This window comes from candidate division KSB1 bacterium (assembly GCA_022566355.1).
Taxonomy (GTDB): Bacteria; Zhuqueibacterota; JdFR-76; order JdFR-76; family DREG01; genus JADFJB01.
This window is the reverse complement of the sequence record JADFJB010000012.1, coordinates 1-19,750: the sequence shown is the minus strand read 5'-3', so window position 1 is coordinate 19,750 and position 19,750 is coordinate 1. Positions and strand designations below refer to the sequence as shown.

Below are 19,750 nucleotides of genomic sequence, written 5' to 3'. Positions count from 1 at the left end.
ATTCTAAAATCGCCTATAAAAGCTGGCTCAATTTTGGTGTTTGAAATTGTGTCCAAAGAATAGTTCTGAGTCAAATTAAATCTGCAAACATTTTTTTGTAATGGCGATACCAGTCACTTTGAAACCGTTCATAGGGATCGTATTTCTTCTTTAACCTGAGAAATTCAGGAAATTGAGGATAGCACTCCAAAACTTGTTCTCGTGTTGCCCAGCGGTGATATGTCAGATAATAACTCCCGGCGTATTTTATTGCCAAGTCGATAAGACGCCGAAAGTGGTTAGTACCTTTTTCGATTTCTCTCTTGTCATGGGTGATATGAATGTTGAATATAATACAAACAAAACTATCTCTTGCCCAAGCCATGAAGCTTTCGTCATCTTTTTCGATTAACCGAATGGTACTATAGATTAAGTTCACATCATTTTTAAGAAAATCATTCCGCACTTCAGACATGAAGTTAACAAAAGTATCTCTGGGTACATAAATTTCTGTAATCATTTCGGAAGCTTTTTTTCTAGTACCAAATTTTCGGCCCAGTTCATCATGATAATTATCGATGTATGTGCTCATTTGATGTGTGTCGGACCAATAGAGTTGCCCAGATGTCGAAAGATAATAGTTGGAATAGACTTCGAATGCTCTTTTCTTATCTGCATGAGCTAGATAAAGGAGATTTCTCCAATCGTTTTCTGATAAAGCTTTTTGATTATCAGTAATAGGTGAATTATCTTCGATTGGTAAATAACAAGAAAAAACTCCTTTGCGAAGAAAATCACTCGTCTTCATCGCTGTCGAGGACTGGAAATCTCCATACAGATAGCCATTCGCAATTCGTTCCTCAAAAGCGGGGATTAGATTCTCTATATCAATAATTTTTACAACCCTTTTCAATTTTGTGCGTTTACTTAGCTTCAATTTTACGTTAACAATTACCCCGAAAAGACCATACCCCCCAATTGCAAGGTGAAAAAGCTCTGGATTTTTTTCCCGACTACAAGTAACAACATCCCCTCTCGCGTTGATGAGATCAAATGATTCGACGTCCTGGATAAATGGTCTAAATTTCAAACCACGACCGTGGACATTCGCCGAGAGTGCACCCCCAATACTGAGGCGGTTTGCTCCTGTCTGTTTCTGAATAATTCCCCATTGCGGCCAATCGCTTTTTTGAGAATTTAATAAATATTGAAGTAATTGAGGCCATTGAATGCCAGCCTCCACCTCCACCCATCCTTCTTGTTTGTCGAAATGCAACACGTTAGTCAAAGCATTCATGTCGAGAAGAATCGTGTCTGTGCCAAATTGTTGGGCCCCCATAGCATGTCTACCTCCAGCAATGCTAATAGGCCGGTTCTCTTCAGCGGCTTTTATTACAGTCTCCCGAATTGTATCAAGTGAATTGGCTTTTGAAATCTCAGCGACATGAGTCGTATTCAACTGAGAGTGTATATCGTTGACTATGATTCCATTTTGCTGTTTCTTCTCATTAAGCCAACCATAAGGCCAATATGATAAAAAAGCAGCGATCTTTAAGAAATCTCTTCTACTAAACATTTTTGGTCCTCCGCATCAATTATTTGTCCGACAAGAGATCCAAACAACATTTTAAAAAGTTGAAATTTGAATCTATTCGAAAAAGCCAAAAAAATTAATTGTGAATTGACTAAAGCCAGAATGTGTTTTTTCATTGTAATCTCTTGAGTTATAACTGCATTTAAAATAATCCGCCGACCGTTATTGCTAAACACCCGTAATTATCTCCTTCAATGAATCTGAATGAATAATTCATATTGAGTAAGATCCGAGTCCCTTTTGAAATAGGAAATCCATAACCGCCGCCTATTAAACCACCGAAACCACGGTCAGATGTTCCCCCAAAATATGTAGATGATCTAATTTCAAGTTGAGATGTGCCAAAATCTCCTCTAACAAAAAACCCTTGGCCAATCCTATGATTTAGAAAGTGCATTAAACTAAAGGAAAGTAAAAATCCATTTATTTGGACATGATCCGATCCCAGTGTATAGAAATCTCCCCAGCTATTTACAATTACACCCAGTACTGTTTTCTCTCCGCTGGGCCAATAAAACCCGAATAAATCAACGCTCACTGAAATGTGTCTAACACCTGGCAGTCCTTTAAATAAATCATGGCTATCATTAAATTCATTTGGATAAGAGACATTTGCCCAGCCTACTCCCCAATACGTATACCAGGACTCAAGCTTATTTTGTGCGGATGAGACAGAAGCCGTACTAAAAATTAAACTGATAAATAAAGCAACGTTTGATATTTTTCTCATTTTTCTTCCTTTTATTTTAGCTGAATTCCAAAACCTCTAATCAATATTAATTATACCAGTCCCTAATTCGACTTATAGAAACTATTACTATGTCAATTATCAAACCCATACCAAAACCTACAAACTTTCCCTTTTTTGTACTATGCATTTCTATTTTGGATATATCGTGCAAAGCTATACTGGAAATAGTAGTAGTAGTAGTCCCTATTTTTTCATCCAATTGTATTATAGAAAAAGAGGAAATTTCACCATTAGCCACTAGATCTCTAATGATGGTTCCATCAATCGTATTGCCATCAAAAGTGACTATGGAAGCAACACTATCCAGGTAGACTTTAGTTGGATCGGTTTGATAGTCCACATTTATTTCGAGATAATTGAAATCAACCCCTATTAAATTGCAGATAACCGGCGTATTGCTATTCTGAATGATTGTCAGCTGCTCTCCTAAGTTTGGCAGAGAAGTCAAATTACTTATTTGTTTCCTAGCCAATGAATAAATACGAGCATATTGCTGTTCCGGAGTTCGAACTATTCGAAAGAATTTGCCGGATTTCTTTTCCCCATTCCTTAGTAATAGTTCAAGTTTTTCCCCTTTTTCCAAAGAGCGTACCTGGCCTTGTGAAAGCGTATAACGGTCCGGTTTTGAAGCATCCGCTGCTTCACCGATTGCTAATCCCATAATGCTACAACCATTCAATATGAGAAAGGTTATTGAGATAGCTAAAACAGTTAAGAGTTTTGATAATCTACCGGATAAAGATGAATAGTTTTTTATCTTGTTTGAAGTAACCATTTTTACCTCCTCTTATTATAATCCGGACGACAGCACTTAATAATTATTTCAACTGGATGGCCAATGTTACACCAAGCACATAATTTATATTATCAAATGCCTCGTCTAACGGAAATTTTACATGGATACCAGGTTGCAAAGCGCCTGAAATAAGAAATGCTGAAGCTCCCAAATGATGAGAGGTCCGTTCCCCGATATCAATGTCAGATTCAGTAACAATCATTCTACCGGTTAAACCACCGATAATACTGATCTGTTTACCTACGTATCCTACCTGGGCGCTATAATCGGCAAGTAGTTCAGCATCGCCTTCTTCGGTAGGAATCCAAACTGTTGGGCCTCCACGAAGCCGGACTACAACATTGGATGAATTCTTGTTATAGTAATTGATCTTTCCACTAATTTTGAGTAAATGAGGAGCAAAGGCTTCAATCCGGTCAAAATCAGCGGACACTCCAAACTGTGCTGCATCCGGTTTATCATCAGACGCAATAGGCGCTTGTATTCCGACCTCCGTAAATATCCGGGAACCTGTCCTGTGGAACTCAAAGCCGATATAAGGATTGCCAATCATGGTCTCAGACTCAGGATCTATTTGGAAGAAGATTTCTCCAGTTGCAGGGTTGACTATTTTTATTTCATCACGATTGCTATGCACAAATGGCAGTTCTACAATAAAAAACACATTCTCCTTTATAGAGAAACGACCTGAAAGAAAAATTGCTGCAGAAGCGGTAGAAAAACCGAATTCACTGTCAAAGTTAGGTTTGAGAGCTTCAATCGTAATGCTATTAACATCGCTTTGTGGAAGCCAGATAGATTGAGCCAAAAGAGATGTTGTTTTCGACCAGAATCCTAATAAGATTGTGATGATGATCACGTACTTTAATGTGATTTTCTTCATGATGATTCTCCTTTCGATCTTTTTGGATTTAAGAGAGCTTTATTTATCCAGTTCAAAGTTTAATGATCCTTTCAATTTGTTAAGATTTACAGTAATAACCTTTCAAGTCTTGCTACATAATTCACAGGTGCATGCTCACTCAGAATTCTTGGCGGATCATACCATCTTAAGTGTTTGTACTTTGATAACTTCATTATGTTATTGTTTAAATTTTCCTCCAGGCATTGCAATTTTCCAACGTGTACGTATTTACAATTGGGTATAGAAATTGGTAATTTGGTGATGATGTCACTATTGTTAACTACCCTGTAAATCTTTACCTTTTCTAAAGTATCTTTAAATTTTTTATCACCAACTTTAGGAGATCCAAATGTATAAAGTACATTTGGAGCCCTCATTGAAGCTGCTAACGTAGCCAGAGCCCCGCCTTGACTGTGACCAGTAAATATGATGGGTACTTTTATCCTTTCCAATTCTTTGGAAACCAATGGCCAACTATTGAAAAATGAATCACAAAAACCTCTATGAACAGAACCACCTTTTCTCCATTTTACCATACCCGTTTTTATGTCTGAGATATAATCAATTAGCTCATTGGTTCCCCTGAATACAAGAATTGCAAATTTTTTATTGTTACAATCTCTCGAGAAAATAATCGAACATTGTGTACCTCCACGGTCAAAAAAACTTACCTCCGTAAAATTCACATTTTGCAAAAAATAAGTTCGAGCTTTTGTTGTGCCATTGTGTTTATATATCAATCTCGAAATCTCAGCAAGCCACCACGCATTTATGGGGCAGAAGTATGGTGAATCGATCCTGATTCTTCTAGTATTTGTTAGATCAAAAAAATGATTCGATTGACTCGGACGGAACAATGCTTGCCAGCTATTATCAAAATTCATCATCAGTAACTTTCTTTATTCTTAAGTAATCCTATTTTAATTTTATCCTGGATTCGGATAGATACATAGAGACCTTCTGAGTTATTGTATTGATTCTTTTGTTGGAGTATAAAATGGATACAACATTTAATCTCTTCATCATCCACAAGCGATCGAGTGAAATTGCCAAAAAGCCAACCATCAATCCAGCGAGTATGTCCGACACATAGTGATAGCACAAATACACGGTGGCCGCGATCAGGTTAACTCCAAGAAATAAGAATACCCAAAACCAGGGCAACCGTGCTTTCCAGGCGTTCCATAGTACAACAATGATTGCCGCCACGTGAGCGCTTGGAAAGGATCCTCCATAGAGCATACCATTGTTGTGGTTAAACTGAGCCAGAATCGAAAAAAGACCACTGCCCATCCTTGGGCCTTGCAGATCAGGATAGAAGAGCCGTGGGCCAAGCACAGGATAGGTAACAAAGGTGATATAGCACATAGCCCATGCTAAACAGATATGCCTGACAATTGATTCTGCAGATTTTTGAGACCCTTGAGGAGTACGGATTATGAGCATCACTATGACAAGTATAATCATTGGCACATATACCATATAAGAAAAAGCAAACCAATCACCGATCAATGGGATGAAATTATTTTCCTTGTGTTGCCACAAGCCTGCCTCAAGAAAAGATACTTGAAGATCATGCCATTCTATATTCGGCATACCAAGCACAAGCATAGATTCGCGGTAGAATAGGTAAAAAACCAGCAAGGGCAAGGCAATGCCAAAGAAAATAGCTACTAGATTCTTAGCACTCCTTAGATTTGGTAGAGTTAGGAGAACAATTGCAGCAACTCCAATATTTAGCATCAACAATCTGGCACCTTCTGAGGAAAACCCGCTCAACACCCAAATGAGTGTCCCGAATCCTATTGCGAAAAAGGCGGTAAATCGTTCTAAATGATTGGGTTTAAGACTTTGCATGAATGAGACTCCTATTGTATTTGAATTGTGACATTTTTAGTTTATTTGACTAACTTTACTCTGCTTTTTTACGGTCAACAGTTTGTCTAATTGAGCTCCAGTCAATCCCTGTGGAAATCGCGAATATTTTTTCATGTCCATGAATTGGTCTGTTGAATGTGGAGCTGTAATACCCGGGGGAGCTGGTGTAGAAGACGCAAGAATTGCCAAACTTAAGAATGTCGGAATAGAAAGAATTGCCATTACTTGTAATGGTTCGGTGTCTTCTGAACCTGCAGCAATGCCCATTAATATTGTGGGTATCACCTCAAAAAGTATTATCGCTTGTTTCCATTTTGTGTTAGAATAATCGTTAATACGAATTGATTGCAGGTCATCAAAATGTATCTCAGTAATACGTCTCTTGGAAAGGTCCGATCGATCCTTAGAACCAGGCTGTAAATCTGCAAGCACAGTACTATCAGAGATTGCCAGCAATTCGCCGACAAACTCCCGTTTGTCTTTCAGGATAATCTGAGCTGTGTCTCCATTGGGTTGCAGGCTCCTGATTTGAGGGGCACAGGAATTCAGACCAGAAACAATTACGATATAAACAATGGGTAAAATGATGTTCTTTTTCATCGTTCCTCCTTCAGTGGAATTCTAGTTTTGAAAAATTCGTTCTCGAGCAATTCCCGGTTATCTAACCAGCTTTGTTTGAGCCGGGCGATTGCTTTATCAACCTCGCGGAGATCAAAGTGGTAATCCTGTTCTCTGGTAGTCAGCCATTCTCCCCGTATCCATTCTGTATAGTAACCTTTCGAACGAATAAACAGCGTGGTTTCCATATCATTGGTGTGGTCAATGTTGTAGTCAAAATAATAGGATTCACCAGGATTGGTGACCAGGAATTGAGAATCGTCTTTTTGGATGAGGGAGAGAATATCATTTCTAACTGTGCCCGAATCATCATAGATGCTCTCTGGCAGGAATTCTTTTATATGCAATGATTCTGAGGATTGGCTATTCTCTTCATAACCGATATAGTCAATCATAAAGTTATCCGGAAAAAATTCTAAACGGATTAACAATTTGTTATCAATATCTGAATCGTCTATCTGAATAGGTATTTTCACTCCAACATCTTTCCATAATAACGGCCCTACATCCCCAATTGTGGTCACTTGCTGCCATTGTCCATTTTGATGAATTTTCACTTTAATGCCGGCATACGATTTATACAGAGAATTAAATTTCGAAGCATACAATGGGTCGGTGTTCATCTTTTCAGTCCACTCAATTGCATGGATACCCTGGGAAGCAAGAACCACATCATAAAAAAGAATAGTGCTCAATAGGGTATTCCGCATTCGAACCACCATGTTTACATTTTGTCTGTCTCTGGGAACATCTAAAGTGATATCCAGCCAGTCAGTTGTGTTGTCGTTAGATAAATTTCTTACTATGCCCCAATCACTTCTGTAGCAATCATTGTCTTTGTTTTCAATACGTTGTGTAACAATTTCACCCATAGAATTTATGACATGCACAGGCGAGGTTAATCTATTTATAGACAGTAATTCTCCCGAGCTGGTCGGGTATACTTCGGTCCCCTCCTGATGATCTACTTTTAGTATGACAAATTGATTAATGTAATGCGTTTCCAGGGCTTCATTGGATAATCGAATTCGAAATTGCTTTTTATTGGTAATTTCTTTGGACACGCGGTCTAGGTCTGATTCCTGAAAATATTTCGAAATACTGTAGGAAAATAGTTCAGCTTGTAAGTCGTAATTCTCCTCTGTGAGGCCATAAACAGTTGGACAAGATCCAAAACAGCATTTAGGACAAGAAATACAGTAAAGAGATAAAGGCGTCAATATTCCTCCGTATAAGCCCAAAAGTCCTGAACCAAGAATACTTTCCCCTGAACTTTTTAATTCGTAATATGTCATCGCAGCGATGCTATCTAATTGAATTTTTCTTTGTCGCAAGGTATCGTCTTTTTTATCTATCCAAAATCGTCGGCTATATCCTATTACAGTATCATTCGAAACACTAAATCCATTGGGGAACAACATAACAGAAGAATCAAACAAAAAGGCTTTTACCGGGGATTTAATATGAGTGCCAGGTTCTATACTATCAGGCTGGATTAACATCACTTTTTTGCTCGGGAAACAGCCGAGAATCGAAGTGACTAAAAATAGCAGGGAAAGCAATTGTGTTTGATGTTTGTACGTGTTAGGTTTTTTTGTCATCCGATTAATCATTATAGATTTTCCCTATATTTTTTATTGAGCTACTAAAGCTTGGACCGCTTCTGATTGTTTGGCTGACGATCTGTGATTTCCATTTGCTATGTCATATTTAGCATTCAGCTTACGAATCGCTTTCTTCACATCCTTAAAGGATACATATGGACCATCCAGTTCCTCTTCAGGTTTGTAACGGGAAACATATTGCACAGCCTTGTTTAGTTGATGTACAGCTTTCTCTGATTGGCCTAATTCAAAATAAATTTTACTCAGATGATAATGACATTCAGCGAGATAACCATTGCTCGGTTTGACAAACGCTTCAATTACCGTGATGAGAGATTTCCAGGTTTCAATGGCATCTTCATCTCGCCCCGCTTTTTCTAACAGCAATCCTCGATTATAGAGGCATACAGCGCTTTTTGGATAACGTGCATAGATGCGATCGTTTACGGTCAACGCTTTTTCGAATTCTTCCATCTGGAAATAGACAAGTTGTTTGGAATATAAGGCATCTGCTGCAACATATTTAGCTCCTCCCTCGACCTTCTCGAGATATTGAATAGCTTTATCCAGGTCGCCTCCTAACAATGGAACCTTACTTTTACCATATTCGTATAGAGCCAGTCCTAATAATGGATCTACAAAATTTTTGTCTACAGAGTATGCTCTCCTGAATTTATTGATGCTCTTTAAAATGCCATTAAGCGCTTTTAGCCACTGTCCCTTGCGAAATTGGTGAAAGCTGAGATAACCTTGTGCTGAACCCAGGAAAAAATAGTTTTCAGCAGTCTTCTCTTCTTTCAATTTGTCTCTGGCTAATTTTATGGCATGGAAGATCTGCTTCTCAAAACGCTCTTCCTGAATTCGTACTCGATAATCACGCATCATAACCTGGCAAGCATTGGCTTCTATCAAGTATCCTTTAGGATCCTGGGGAAAAACAGATTGGAGCTTTTTACTGATAGCGAAGACACTATCGAATTGATTGTGGTTTAAATAATCCAGGCTAAGCTGGACTAATGATTCTATATAAACTGAATTTGTGGCTGATTCAGACGAAATATTTAGATTGATTTCCTTATTTTGTGCACCGTTTGAATTATTGCTAAAAACTAAAAAACTTAATGACAACAAAATATTTTTCATCATAACCTCTGCCTTTGACAATTATCAGATTTATCATGACTGGACTCAAACTTCGTACCACTTTTAAAATCAGTGACTTATTAAACCAAATCATTAATAACCTATCCTATTATTTATAAATGGCTTAAATATGTTTTTTGAATGAAAGAACTACCCCATAAAGTCAATTAGAAACCCATTAAGAACTAGCAATATTACCAGTTTTAACTGGCAATTTTACTAATTATTGATGTTTTTTTTGGCGTGGTGTAAAGAATTAATGGAAGTATTAGGATATCGAATGTTGAGAGGAATATTTAAATAGGATTCTTCCGCGAAAAAGTTGCAACAATTGAATTATTCAAAAACAAGTGTCATTGCGAGGAGTCCCGTCTAGACGGGACGAAAAAGACCTTCGGCTGCGCTCAGGATAAACTCCGCGAGGAGAAATCTTTTTTTAAAACAATGTTGAGATATTAGAATTACAGAAACTTATAAGATTTCTTTCCGCCAGCTGGCGGATCGAAATGACAATGAGTGGTAAGGGCAAAGAGTTTTCGGTCAAGCACTAAATAGTTACATACTAAGGTGTGCAACGAAAAGTCGAAAGAACCTTAAATATTTAATATCTATATCTAAGGTATAAGGTATAGGAATTAGGTGGTTAGTTGTTGGATGTTGGAATTCCCCTCTCTTGAAAGGGGAAAAAAATCCCGCCCTGGGGCGGGATTTTCAGGGGTGTGTAAAATAGTCGACCCGGTGGATTGCCCTATTCTAATGAACCAGTAGGACAGACATTCCTGTCTGTCCAAACCTGAGGTTGAGATCCAAACAGACAGACAAGAATATCTGTCCTACCAAAAACAGCCACGTTTCACAGCTCTGTGCCTTTGTGCCTTTGTGCCTTTGTTACTTTGTTACTTTGTTACTTTGTTACTTTGTTACTTTGTTACTTTGTTACTTTGTTACTTTGTTACTTTGTTACTTTGTTACTTTGTTACTTATATCTCATAATCGAGATTTAGAGATTGTCACTTTTCTTTTGCCTGGAGACTCTAATGCTGTACTTGTTTAGTTTGTCATGGAAATTTTTTTCATACATACCGGCACGTTTGGCTGCTTCATTGATTACACCCCCGCATTCATCCAAAATATTTTGAAGATATTGTCGTTCGAATTTTTCCACAATTTCTTTTTTTGCTTCTTTGAATGTAAGAGAGGATACCGTTTCATCCTCATCAAATTTTAGTTCGGTAAGTTCAGAAGGCAGATGATCAAGTTCAATGGTATCGGCATTACAGAGAATGCCTGCATGTTTTAGCACATTCTCCAATTCGCGCACGTTACCCGGATATTCATAATTGGCAAGGACTTTTTCAACCGATTTGCTCAAGACCGGAAGGGATTTGGATTCTGGAATTATCGTTTGTAAAAAATGTTTTACCAGGGGTAAAATATCCTCTTTCCTTTCCCGGAGAGGAGGCACCTTAATCCGGAAAATATTTAAGCGATAATATAGATCTTCTCGAAATTTTCCTTTTTTTACTAAATCTTGCAAATTTGTTTTGGAAGTTGCGATTATGCGGACATCACAGGTTTTGGTCTCTTCGCTGCCCAATGGATTAAATTCACCCCATTGTAAGACGCGAAGTAATTTGACTTGCATGGCCGAACTCATCTCATCCATTTCATCTAAGAAAATAGTTCCTCCATCTGCAAGTTCAAATTTCCCTTTATATTTTTTGAATGCACCGGTAAAAGCCCCTTTTTCGTGCCCGAATAATTCTGACTCCAATAAGTTATCAGGCAGCGCTCCGCAATTTAGGGTAATTAAAGGACATTCCCGGCGGCTGCTGTTAATGTGTATGGCTTTGGCAATTAGCTCCTTACCAGTACCACTCTCACCCTCAATTAGGACAGGGACATTTGTATCCGCCACTTGAGAAACTGCCTCCAGGACTTTAATCATTTTATTGGAGTTTCCAACAATTGTGTTAAAATCGTATTGCGTCCTTAACTCATCCTCAAGCGCATGTACTCGAGTAACAAGTTCTTTTTTCTTTAAAGAATTATAGGCCGCCAAAGAAATGAAATCAGCAAAGTCTTGGACAAAGTTCATTGTTTCAGTACCAAAAGCTCCCTTAAAGGAGCGGTTATCCAGGTATACGACACCAAAAATTTCGTTTTCATGGATTAACGGCAGACAAATAACAGAGAGGATCTTCAAACGGGTAGCGCTTCGGCTACTTTGAAACTTGGGATCATCCAGAACATTGGCAATACATATCGGTTCTCCTCCTGACATAACATCATTAATTATTGTCCTACTAATTTCGAATGGTGGATTTTCTATATCTTCTTTGTTGAGGTTCCGGGCGCTTTCAAATTGGATATCACCTTTCACATCAAAAAGAATAATCATACCTCTTTCGGCGGCGGAAATTTCAATTGCATAGTCCATCGATAATTCTAATACACGCTCAATATCAGTCGCGGCGAGTACGAGTTTACCTAATTCAAAAATCTGCTTCAACATTAAAATTATCTTTATATGTAAATTACTGAAATGAATATTTGAAATGTAGTCTTATACCTATGATTCAATAAGATAATTCGATAAATCTATTACCATTCAAAATCAATTAGAAACCACGTTCTAACAAATTTATTACCTTGCTTGCCTGGTTTAAATTTACATTGCCTAGCGGCCGCTCTTGCTTCTTTATCAAAAGTTGGATGCGACTCAAGAATCTCTACCTTTTCGACATTACCTTTTGTATCTATTAAGACACGTACTAGAACCTTACCTTTAATTCCCGCTCTCTTTGCTAATCGTGGGTAGTCTGGTTTGACTTTGTTTAAAAATACGGGTTTTTCCGTGAGTAGTGCAAGTGGCACGATGGGCATTTCTTCTTGTGGAGAAACCGGAGTTTTTTTAGCAATTAAAGCAGTACACTCCTGAATTTTTTGTATTGTATAAGGATCATTATCTTTTAATTTTAAAGCTTCCATATATATCAATTTAGCTTCAAGATATTTTTGCGATTGAAATAGAGAATCACCTTTGGTCTTAAATTGCATAAACAGCTTATCTTTCTCTGCTTTTGCAGTTTCTTCACCAATTATTTGGTTTATCTCTTCAATCTTATCTGCTAAATAACTAACTCCTGGTTTTAGCGAAATAGCAGCCTGGTACATACGTCTGGAATCAATATAGTCCTTTGTTTGAAATAATGAATCTCCTTCATCCTTAAATTGTGTATACCGCTTTTCATTGTCTACTTTCGCTTTGCCATCAGCAATTCTTTGCTTCGTCTCTTCTATTTTACTAAGAAGATAAGCATCTCCAGGTTTATGAATTAAAGCTGCTTTATACTTACGATTTGATTCATTATAGTCCCCTTGTTGAAATAAAGCATCTCCTTCATTTTTATATAGCGTATATTTTCTTTCCGTTTCAGATTCTTCTTCTTCATCACTTAACATTTGGTTTATGGAATCTTTTTGACTAGAAACGTAGAGGTCATTTGGTTTATAGGTCATAGCAGAATCATACCTGACTAAGGCTTCATAATACTTACCGAGTGCAGATAAAGAATCACCTGCCAGCTTAAACAGTGTGTATTGCCTTGCCTGGAAATTGAAATTCTCTTTTTCCGGCCAAAATAAAAAAATTACTAGTAATAATCCTATCAAAATTCCGGAACTCCATATCCATATATTGTTGAATATCCGTATCCTTTCTTTAAATTTCGGTTTTTGCTTTATAATGGATTCTTTCGGTGTGGTTGCTGGTGTGCTTAGACTCGGGAGAAGATCATCTTTGTATTTTGATCTATCATCTTTAATCAGTTTTGATATGACTTCTAAATCTGCGGCTAATGCTTCAACACTTTGATAGCGATTTTCCGGTTGCTTTTGCATAGCCTTATTTACAATTTGTTGCAATTCTAAAGGAATATCAGGTCTTATATTGGTTATTAAGTCCGGTTCTTCGTTCAAAATCGAATACAGTACGGCGTGTGCATAATCACCTTTAAACGGTAATTGCCCGGTAAGCATCTCATATAATATGATGCCAACGGAGAAAATGTCGCTTCGGTGATCAACTTCTTCACCTCTAGCTTGCTCTGGAGACATATAAGCGACTGTACCTAAAGTTGTGTTTGTTTTGGTTAGCCTTGTTTGACCGGCAGCTTTTGCCAAACCAAAATCCAGCACTTTTACATGGATGGGTTTGTCTTCCTCAACGGCTACCATTATATTTGCTGGCTTTAGATCACGATGAATAATACCCTTTTGATGCACGGTTGAAAGCACCGAGCAAAGTTGGTTAGTAATCTCTAAAACCACTTCTAATGGCATACCATTAGGATATGCTTTGATAAGTTTGCTTAAATCCGGACTTTCCAGGTATTCCATCGAGAGGAACAAAAGGCCGTCCTCTGTCACACCAAAATCATGAATGATAATGGCATTGGGATGATTGATTCGAACAGCGGTTTTGGCTTCTTTTCTGAATCGCTCAATAAACTCAGGATCTTTAGCTAAATCTTGGAGAATTATCTTGAGAGCAAAAAATTCATCGAGGTAAATCTGTCGCACCTTATAGACAACCCCCATCCCACCCTCACCAATCTTCTCTACAATCTGGTAGCGGCCATCAATGGTTTTACCGATTAGTTTATCCTGCACTATAAGGATAGTTCCATCAACGGAACAAAGTTTAGCTTCAAAAGGATATTCTTTGTGACATTTCGGGCAGATTTTCAAGTAAATGATTTCCCTTTATTTTATGTCTACAAATCGTTTAATATAGATTGATTAACTTGATCTATTCATAAACTTTGTCACTGGTTTATAAAACTGTCATTCCCGTCCCGCCTGGGCGGGATTATCGGGAATCTTGTACACAGGCCCATAGAACCCCGATAAACTTGTGCCCGTACGATTTTAACGGGTAAGCACTCGGCGGTGACATTTTTGGGGTTCTCGGACAGCATGAAAGCATTCGGGAACGACACTCTCCAGCATCCTGCGCGACGGGATGACATTGGATGTTTTAAACTTAAAAACATGATCCATGAATTATCCAGGTTAATTAAGTTCTATTTATTTTTTTTGACTTTTTCAATAATTAAAAAGATTGGTTTATACGCAATAAGGCCAACCGCCCTATTTCAGGGGCTCCAATCATTTCAATATGCTTATTATTTGTGAGGTTCTGAATTGTTAGAGACAGCCTGGTATGATTAGAAGAGGGTAATTGATAGGTTAAATTTAAGTCTAGAATTGTATATGCATCAACAGTACCTATATAAACGTTCGAATTTACCGGGAAGCTATAGATCTTCCGAAAGCGCAGCTCTCCGCCAAATCTGGTTTTTGGATTTTCATATTGAATACTGGCACTAAACTTATTTTTGGGTGCATTCAAAGAGATATTATGGGGTTGAGAATCTGATTTTGGAAAGAAATCATCGGAGACAAAGGAATAATTACCAGTAAAAGACCAATTGGGATTTAAATAATAGATGAAACCAAAATCAGCTCCAGATAAAGAGATGTTTCCGAAATTACGATAAGTCAGCATAATAGCAGTTGGATCGAAAGCTTGTTCGGGTGTTACAGTACCAAAGGGGATCTTTGCAATATTTGTCGCAAATAGGTCTGTGATTTCGTCAACAGGTGTGCCATTGCCATTTCCACCCCTTCCCGGATCGTCAAATGATGCGGTTAATGTAGCTTGTGTGACAGCATCACTGACTGCATAGAGTGTACTAATTGCCTGCCTAAGCTCTGTGCTTAATGATGTGCCATCCAAAAATACATTTGGTGTTTCGACATTGAGGGGTGCGATGAAGTTTTTGAAAACCGAATGGTAAAAATCTACTGTGATCAATAATTTGTTCCCCAATATTTCTTTATAGCCAAATTCTATAGTTTGCTTTATGCTGGGTTTGAGAGTTTCAATTTCAACAACATCATTGACCGGATTAAAGGGAGTCGACGTAGAAGCTGGATTAAGAATAGATAAAACATTTGGAATTGTCGAATTTAACTCAAGCGGAATAACGCTTGCAACCATTTCGGCAAGCTGACCTTCAAATTTGCTGAGAACCACACCCCGCCCTACGTTCCACATAACATTAGAAAATAATGGATCATCCAGTTCAATAAAGTCTGAAGTGGTTAATCCAATTAAAGAAGCAAAGGGAGAACGAAATTTTGGTCGACCGTCAGCGCTTCTTCTAAATTGAAATCCACCCACAGGTACACCCTGAACTCGAATGTCAATTTTAGAATCTGGACTTATTGCCTTCAAGCCAAACGGATCTTCCTGACTCAGGATATCCAGGTAAAGGTTGTTACTAGATGGTGTATCGAAAGCGCGGTTAAAGGTTAACCGAAGGTTCTGGTTTGTAGTTGGTTTGTAAATAAGCGCAAGACGTGGTGAAAAAACCAAATTATCAAGCCGGTTGTGGTGATCTATGCGTGAGGCTGCAACCAACTTCACTTTTGAGTTCAGATTGGTTTCTGATTGTAAATAGACGCCAATTTCATTGATGCTATCTTTATTTTCATTGCGCCCATTTATTGTGTGGCCTGTATTAGGTTGGGTTAATAAAATATCCAACCCGTAGATAAAATGTTGTTGGTTACCCAGCGAGGCCCCGTGTTGTACCTGGCCAGCCAAAAGTTTGGATTTGTCAACGATTAATTCGCCTGTTCGCAATACATAGGTATTGCCAGCATTACTAAAATTGATATATCCTTGCATAAACAGGTCTTTATAGGAAAAACGCGCTTGCGCGTAACTATATGTCCAATCTATAACTTGCACCGCGCCAATACCCGTAAGCTCTAAATTACTGGATTTGTTGAATCCCCCATTAACTATAAATTTCATATCATCCTTCAAGTTAAAATCAAGTCGTGCATCTATGGAAAGCTTTTCAACATCAAAATTCCTTGAATTATCAATACTATCCCCTATTACTATCCGGCCAGAACTTGTTTGCTTTGCCTTCAGAATTTTTTCCGGCTCTTCCGGATCGTTATATAGCCAATCCATACCCTGGTAATATTGACCTGAAATCTTATAACCAAATCGCTTATTAACACTTCCAGCGTGTCGATAAGAACCCATAAAAATTTTACGTTCGCCACCTGCTATACTGATCCTTGTTCCCTCCGAATCAAAAGGCGACTTGGTGAACATATGCATTACACCATTGGCACTATTTGGACCATACAAAGCGGATCCAGGTCCGAGAACGACTTCAATCCGTTCCAAATCTTCATTAATAATTGGGATCCAATGGTAGATATTAACTCGTAAGGATGGAACTCTGGCAATACGATAGTCAACTAGCGACAATAGGGCACCGGAAAAAACATTATTGAACCCTCGTACTACAACAAGCGATTGATTAATTCCAGTTGTTGCAACATCAAGCGCCGGCATCGTTTTTAAGTGTTCAGATGGTGTTAAAACCGTACGGCTTTCAATTTCTATATCATCTATAACGATAACATGGGCCGGCGATTCCAATAATTTCTCCCGCCGTTTAGATGCACTTACAGTATACGGATTCATTTCGACACGAATCGCAAGCAGAGAGGTATCTATGGTTGTGGTTTCTCCTGAGTTGATAAGGATATCTGACAGGCTTACATCATGGTAACCTGTATGTGATAGCACAATTGTGTATTTACCGCCAGGTATATTGGAAACCAGGTAAATTCCGTCTTGATTGCTTTTGGCATTCAATTTTGGTGGGTTGATCGTTACCAAGGCTCCAATGAGTGGCTTTCCAGTTTCACGATCGGTAATCTTTCCTGTTAAATGTCCATTCGCTGAAAAAGCCGTTTGGAACAAGATTAAATGCAAGCAAATTATATAGGATGTTTTGATCATAAAAATAATTACAATTTAGGTAGAAGTAGGATCAGTACTTGTTTAATTAGCGCTATCTACAGATCTGCCCTCACAAATTCCGGTTAATAATACTCTATTACTCTATTTTACAAGTTGATCCATTAGATGTCAAGCAATTTCTTAAAAGATCTGAATTTTCTACAACCTTCTGTTTTCGCTCCGGCGCCCGAGTCCTGGCATTTACACCGATTCAATACTGCACATATTTTTAATATCTTCCAAAGGATTATCAATAAGTACAATAAAATCCGTCCATTTTCCATATTCAAGCGAACTAACACCTTCCATCTCAAAAACTAAAAAGAATTCTTCATACATTATGTCATGGGAAAAATATTAGAAGTAAAAAAATAATTTGAAGATGATTATTAGTATATTTGACGCTGTAAAAGGATTTAAAAAAGTATTGTAAAGACAATGATTGATTTGGAGGTTTCAATCATTCTAAAATTTAAAAGAAATAATATCATATCTATCTATAACCAGGTATGAAAGAAATTTAAATTTTCTCTTTGTGAAAACTCACTCAAAGAATAGTTCCTTCACATCTTTGGGCGTGGGTGAAGTTAATCTGCTTACAACGACAATCAAAACCAATGAAACTGCAGCTCCAAAGATCGCTGGCCATATGCCGCCAATCCAGTTGGAAAAGGATTGATATTTCATGTAGCCGACCACATACCAAATGACGCAGCTTATCGCGCCGCCAGTGCAAGCGTGGAACTGCCGATTATTGAGCCGGAAGTACTGAGAAATTCCCGCCGGGATTGTTTTTTAAGGCTCATAAATGATACTCCTTCCAGTGCGGCTTAAAAAAGCAGAATCTGTGATGGCAAATATATTGCACAACTAAGAGGTAAATGTCAAGGGAAATTTTTAGAAGTGAAAAAATGGTTGTGGGGAAGGAAATACTCTACGCTTATTTTCTTCTTGTTTTCGTGTCCTCGTATCGTTGAGGTTTATGAATTCATCACGTCAATGAGCATATGCTTTCGTAGGCATTTCAATATATTGGTCAGGCTCCTCGGAATTATTGTGAATAGCGAAGAACTGCTTTTCAATCTCTTTCAAGACAACTGCGTCGTAGTAAATCATACCACAATCAAGACAGAATTCCACGGGTGTATTGGGAACGAGCAAGTATTTACCCTTATGACTATATAAATACTCAATACGACGCTCCTCATATTGCTCACTCCCACAATAATGACATTTAGTCTTGCTCATTTTAATGCTTTCCTCTTTTCCAAGGATTAACAAATTTTGGCTTCTTTGGGATATATACTGTAATGACCGCTATTTTATTTCCGGCCAACCACAAACAATATGAATTGGGATGTCATCCGAATGAAATATCAAAGAGAACTCGTTTTTTGCCGTAACCACTAACAATATGTTCAATGGACATAAATTGCACAAACTGCCACACTATTTATTAGACCTGAATCCCGATAAAAACATCTGGACAAGTTTTCAAAACCTACTACGAATTAAATTTCAAACTAATTCAGTTTTTCTTTTCATATATTTTCTGCGGACGCTTTTTAAATCTCTTTTTCTTTTGCCGGGATCTTTTTCGTATTCTTCGTGCAATTTGTCTCTAATCTCCCGCATCATTTTTACCGCATCAAATTTTTTATTCTCTTTTTTCATAATAACTCCGGCATTTATGCCGGAGCTTTAAAGCAAACCTAAAAACGGGCTTTAGCCCAAACTCATCTGCTTGATATTATCAAAACCATATTTCTTAAAAAACTCATCGCATTCCTCGATATAACTTTTTCTTTTGTGATGTTCTTCTTGATTTCTAATAGTTGTGATAATTTTCTCAATTTGTGACTCGCTCACAGATACGGCAAAGTATTCATCTTGCCAACCAAATTTTGTTTCTGCTAATTTATTATCATTAATCCAGTGCGATGATTCACCTTTTAATAATTGTAGCGCTTTGCTAATTGATTGATCAGCTGATAGTGATATTAGTGCATGTACATGTTCGGGTTCACAATTAATTTCTTTTATAAAAACAGCTTTTTCTTTTGCATTAATCTAATTGCTCACTCAAGTATAATTCATCTCAACACGTAAAAGCCCCCTAAGATCAAGTTTTCCCATATACCTACGGATGGTAAAGGCGATACAGGGGAACAGTGCCGGTTCTCGGTTTTGCAAATATATAACCAGCAATCTCAACCCCATCATATGTGTAACCATCTTTTTCTATTGCTTTTTGCCTTTCCGCAAGATCCGTTGTGTAAAAATGGTCTCCATTCTGCGGCTTATAAAGACGGTAGAATTTAACGGTACCAGTTACCTTAGTTAGGTAGACATAACCAGCAATCGGGACTCCATCATTTTTGTAGCCATTTTCATCTTTTGCTTTGTCTCGTTCTGCTGCACTCGTCGTATAAAAATGATCCCCCCTGGCTGAATTATACAAGCGAAAGAGCTCGACCCTTTTAGAAGAAGCAGAGAACAGATCTTCATCCTTAAATATGTAACCAGCAATCGGAACACCGTCATCAATGTAGCCATGTTCTGCAATCGCATTGTTTATCTCCT

Annotated in this window: 17 protein-coding genes; all 17 read right to left on the bottom strand. The window is 37.9% G+C overall.

The annotated features are described in order from the left end of the window. Window positions 1-70: 70 nt before the first annotated feature. Window positions 71-1,555 (bottom strand): FAD-binding oxidoreductase, encoded by a 1,485-nt coding sequence (locus IIC38_03865; protein MCH8125083.1) that lies wholly within the window; start codon window positions 1,553-1,555, stop codon window positions 71-73. Between the two features lie 160 nt (window positions 1,556-1,715). Beyond that, the gene (locus IIC38_03860) at window positions 1,716-2,303 is read right to left on the bottom strand and encodes a hypothetical protein (protein MCH8125082.1); all 588 of its coding nucleotides are present in this window, start codon (window positions 2,301-2,303) and stop codon (window positions 1,716-1,718) included. Window positions 2,304-2,349: 46 nt separating this feature from the next. Further along, the gene (locus IIC38_03855) at window positions 2,350-3,099 is read right to left on the bottom strand and encodes a hypothetical protein (GenBank protein ID MCH8125081.1); all 750 of its coding nucleotides are present in this window, start codon (window positions 3,097-3,099) and stop codon (window positions 2,350-2,352) included. A gap of 43 nt (window positions 3,100-3,142) precedes the next feature. Then, on the bottom strand, window positions 3,143-4,003 hold the full coding sequence (locus IIC38_03850) for a hypothetical protein (GenBank protein MCH8125080.1): 861 nt from the start codon (window positions 4,001-4,003) through the stop codon (window positions 3,143-3,145). Window positions 4,004-4,089: 86 nt separating this feature from the next. Beyond that, entirely contained in the window at window positions 4,090-4,710 is a 621-nt protein-coding gene (locus tag IIC38_03845) for a lipase family protein (GenBank protein MCH8125079.1), read from the bottom strand. Between the two features lie 229 nt (window positions 4,711-4,939). Next, window positions 4,940-5,881, bottom strand: coding sequence for a phosphatase PAP2 family protein (locus tag IIC38_03840; protein ID MCH8125078.1), 942 nt, complete (start codon window positions 5,879-5,881; stop codon window positions 4,940-4,942). Between the two features lie 36 nt (window positions 5,882-5,917). Continuing rightward, a complete protein-coding gene (locus IIC38_03835; GenBank protein ID MCH8125077.1) occupies window positions 5,918-6,502 on the bottom strand; it encodes a hypothetical protein in 585 nt (194 codons plus the stop codon). Next, complete coding sequence (locus IIC38_03830; protein ID MCH8125076.1) at window positions 6,499-8,133, bottom strand: hypothetical protein; 1,635 nt, start codon at window positions 8,131-8,133, stop codon at window positions 6,499-6,501. Before IIC38_03830 ends, IIC38_03835 begins: the two co-directional genes overlap by 4 nt. Before the next feature lie 21 nt (window positions 8,134-8,154). Then, a complete protein-coding gene (locus IIC38_03825; GenBank protein MCH8125075.1) occupies window positions 8,155-9,270 on the bottom strand; it encodes a tetratricopeptide repeat protein in 1,116 nt (371 codons plus the stop codon). Between the two features lie 997 nt (window positions 9,271-10,267). After that, a complete protein-coding gene (locus IIC38_03820) occupies window positions 10,268-11,782 on the bottom strand; it encodes a sigma 54-interacting transcriptional regulator (GenBank protein MCH8125074.1) in 1,515 nt (504 codons plus the stop codon). 89 nt (window positions 11,783-11,871) lie between these two features. Further along, window positions 11,872-14,019, bottom strand: coding sequence for a TonB family protein (locus IIC38_03815; GenBank protein MCH8125073.1), 2,148 nt, complete (start codon window positions 14,017-14,019; stop codon window positions 11,872-11,874). A 364-nt stretch (window positions 14,020-14,383) separates the two neighbouring features. Beyond that, window positions 14,384-17,128 (bottom strand): TonB-dependent receptor, encoded by a 2,745-nt coding sequence (locus IIC38_03810; GenBank protein ID MCH8125072.1) that lies wholly within the window; start codon window positions 17,126-17,128, stop codon window positions 14,384-14,386. Between the two features lie 582 nt (window positions 17,129-17,710). Further along, entirely contained in the window at window positions 17,711-17,854 is a 144-nt protein-coding gene (locus tag IIC38_03805) for a hypothetical protein (GenBank protein ID MCH8125071.1), read from the bottom strand. Between the two features lie 309 nt (window positions 17,855-18,163). Further along, complete coding sequence (locus IIC38_03800) at window positions 18,164-18,415, bottom strand: type II toxin-antitoxin system MqsA family antitoxin (protein MCH8125070.1); 252 nt, start codon at window positions 18,413-18,415, stop codon at window positions 18,164-18,166. Between the two features lie 270 nt (window positions 18,416-18,685). Continuing rightward, window positions 18,686-18,841 carry a hypothetical protein gene (locus IIC38_03795; protein MCH8125069.1) on the bottom strand — a complete coding sequence of 52 codons (156 nt, stop codon included), beginning with the start codon at window positions 18,839-18,841 and terminating at the stop codon, window positions 18,686-18,688. Window positions 18,842-18,892: 51 nt separating this feature from the next. Continuing rightward, window positions 18,893-19,237 carry a transposase gene (locus tag IIC38_03790; GenBank protein ID MCH8125068.1) on the bottom strand — a complete coding sequence of 115 codons (345 nt, stop codon included), beginning with the start codon at window positions 19,235-19,237 and terminating at the stop codon, window positions 18,893-18,895. A 70-nt stretch (window positions 19,238-19,307) separates the two neighbouring features. Beyond that, window positions 19,308-19,750: hypothetical protein (locus tag IIC38_03785; GenBank protein ID MCH8125067.1), on the bottom strand; the 443-nt coding region annotated here is incomplete at its 5' end.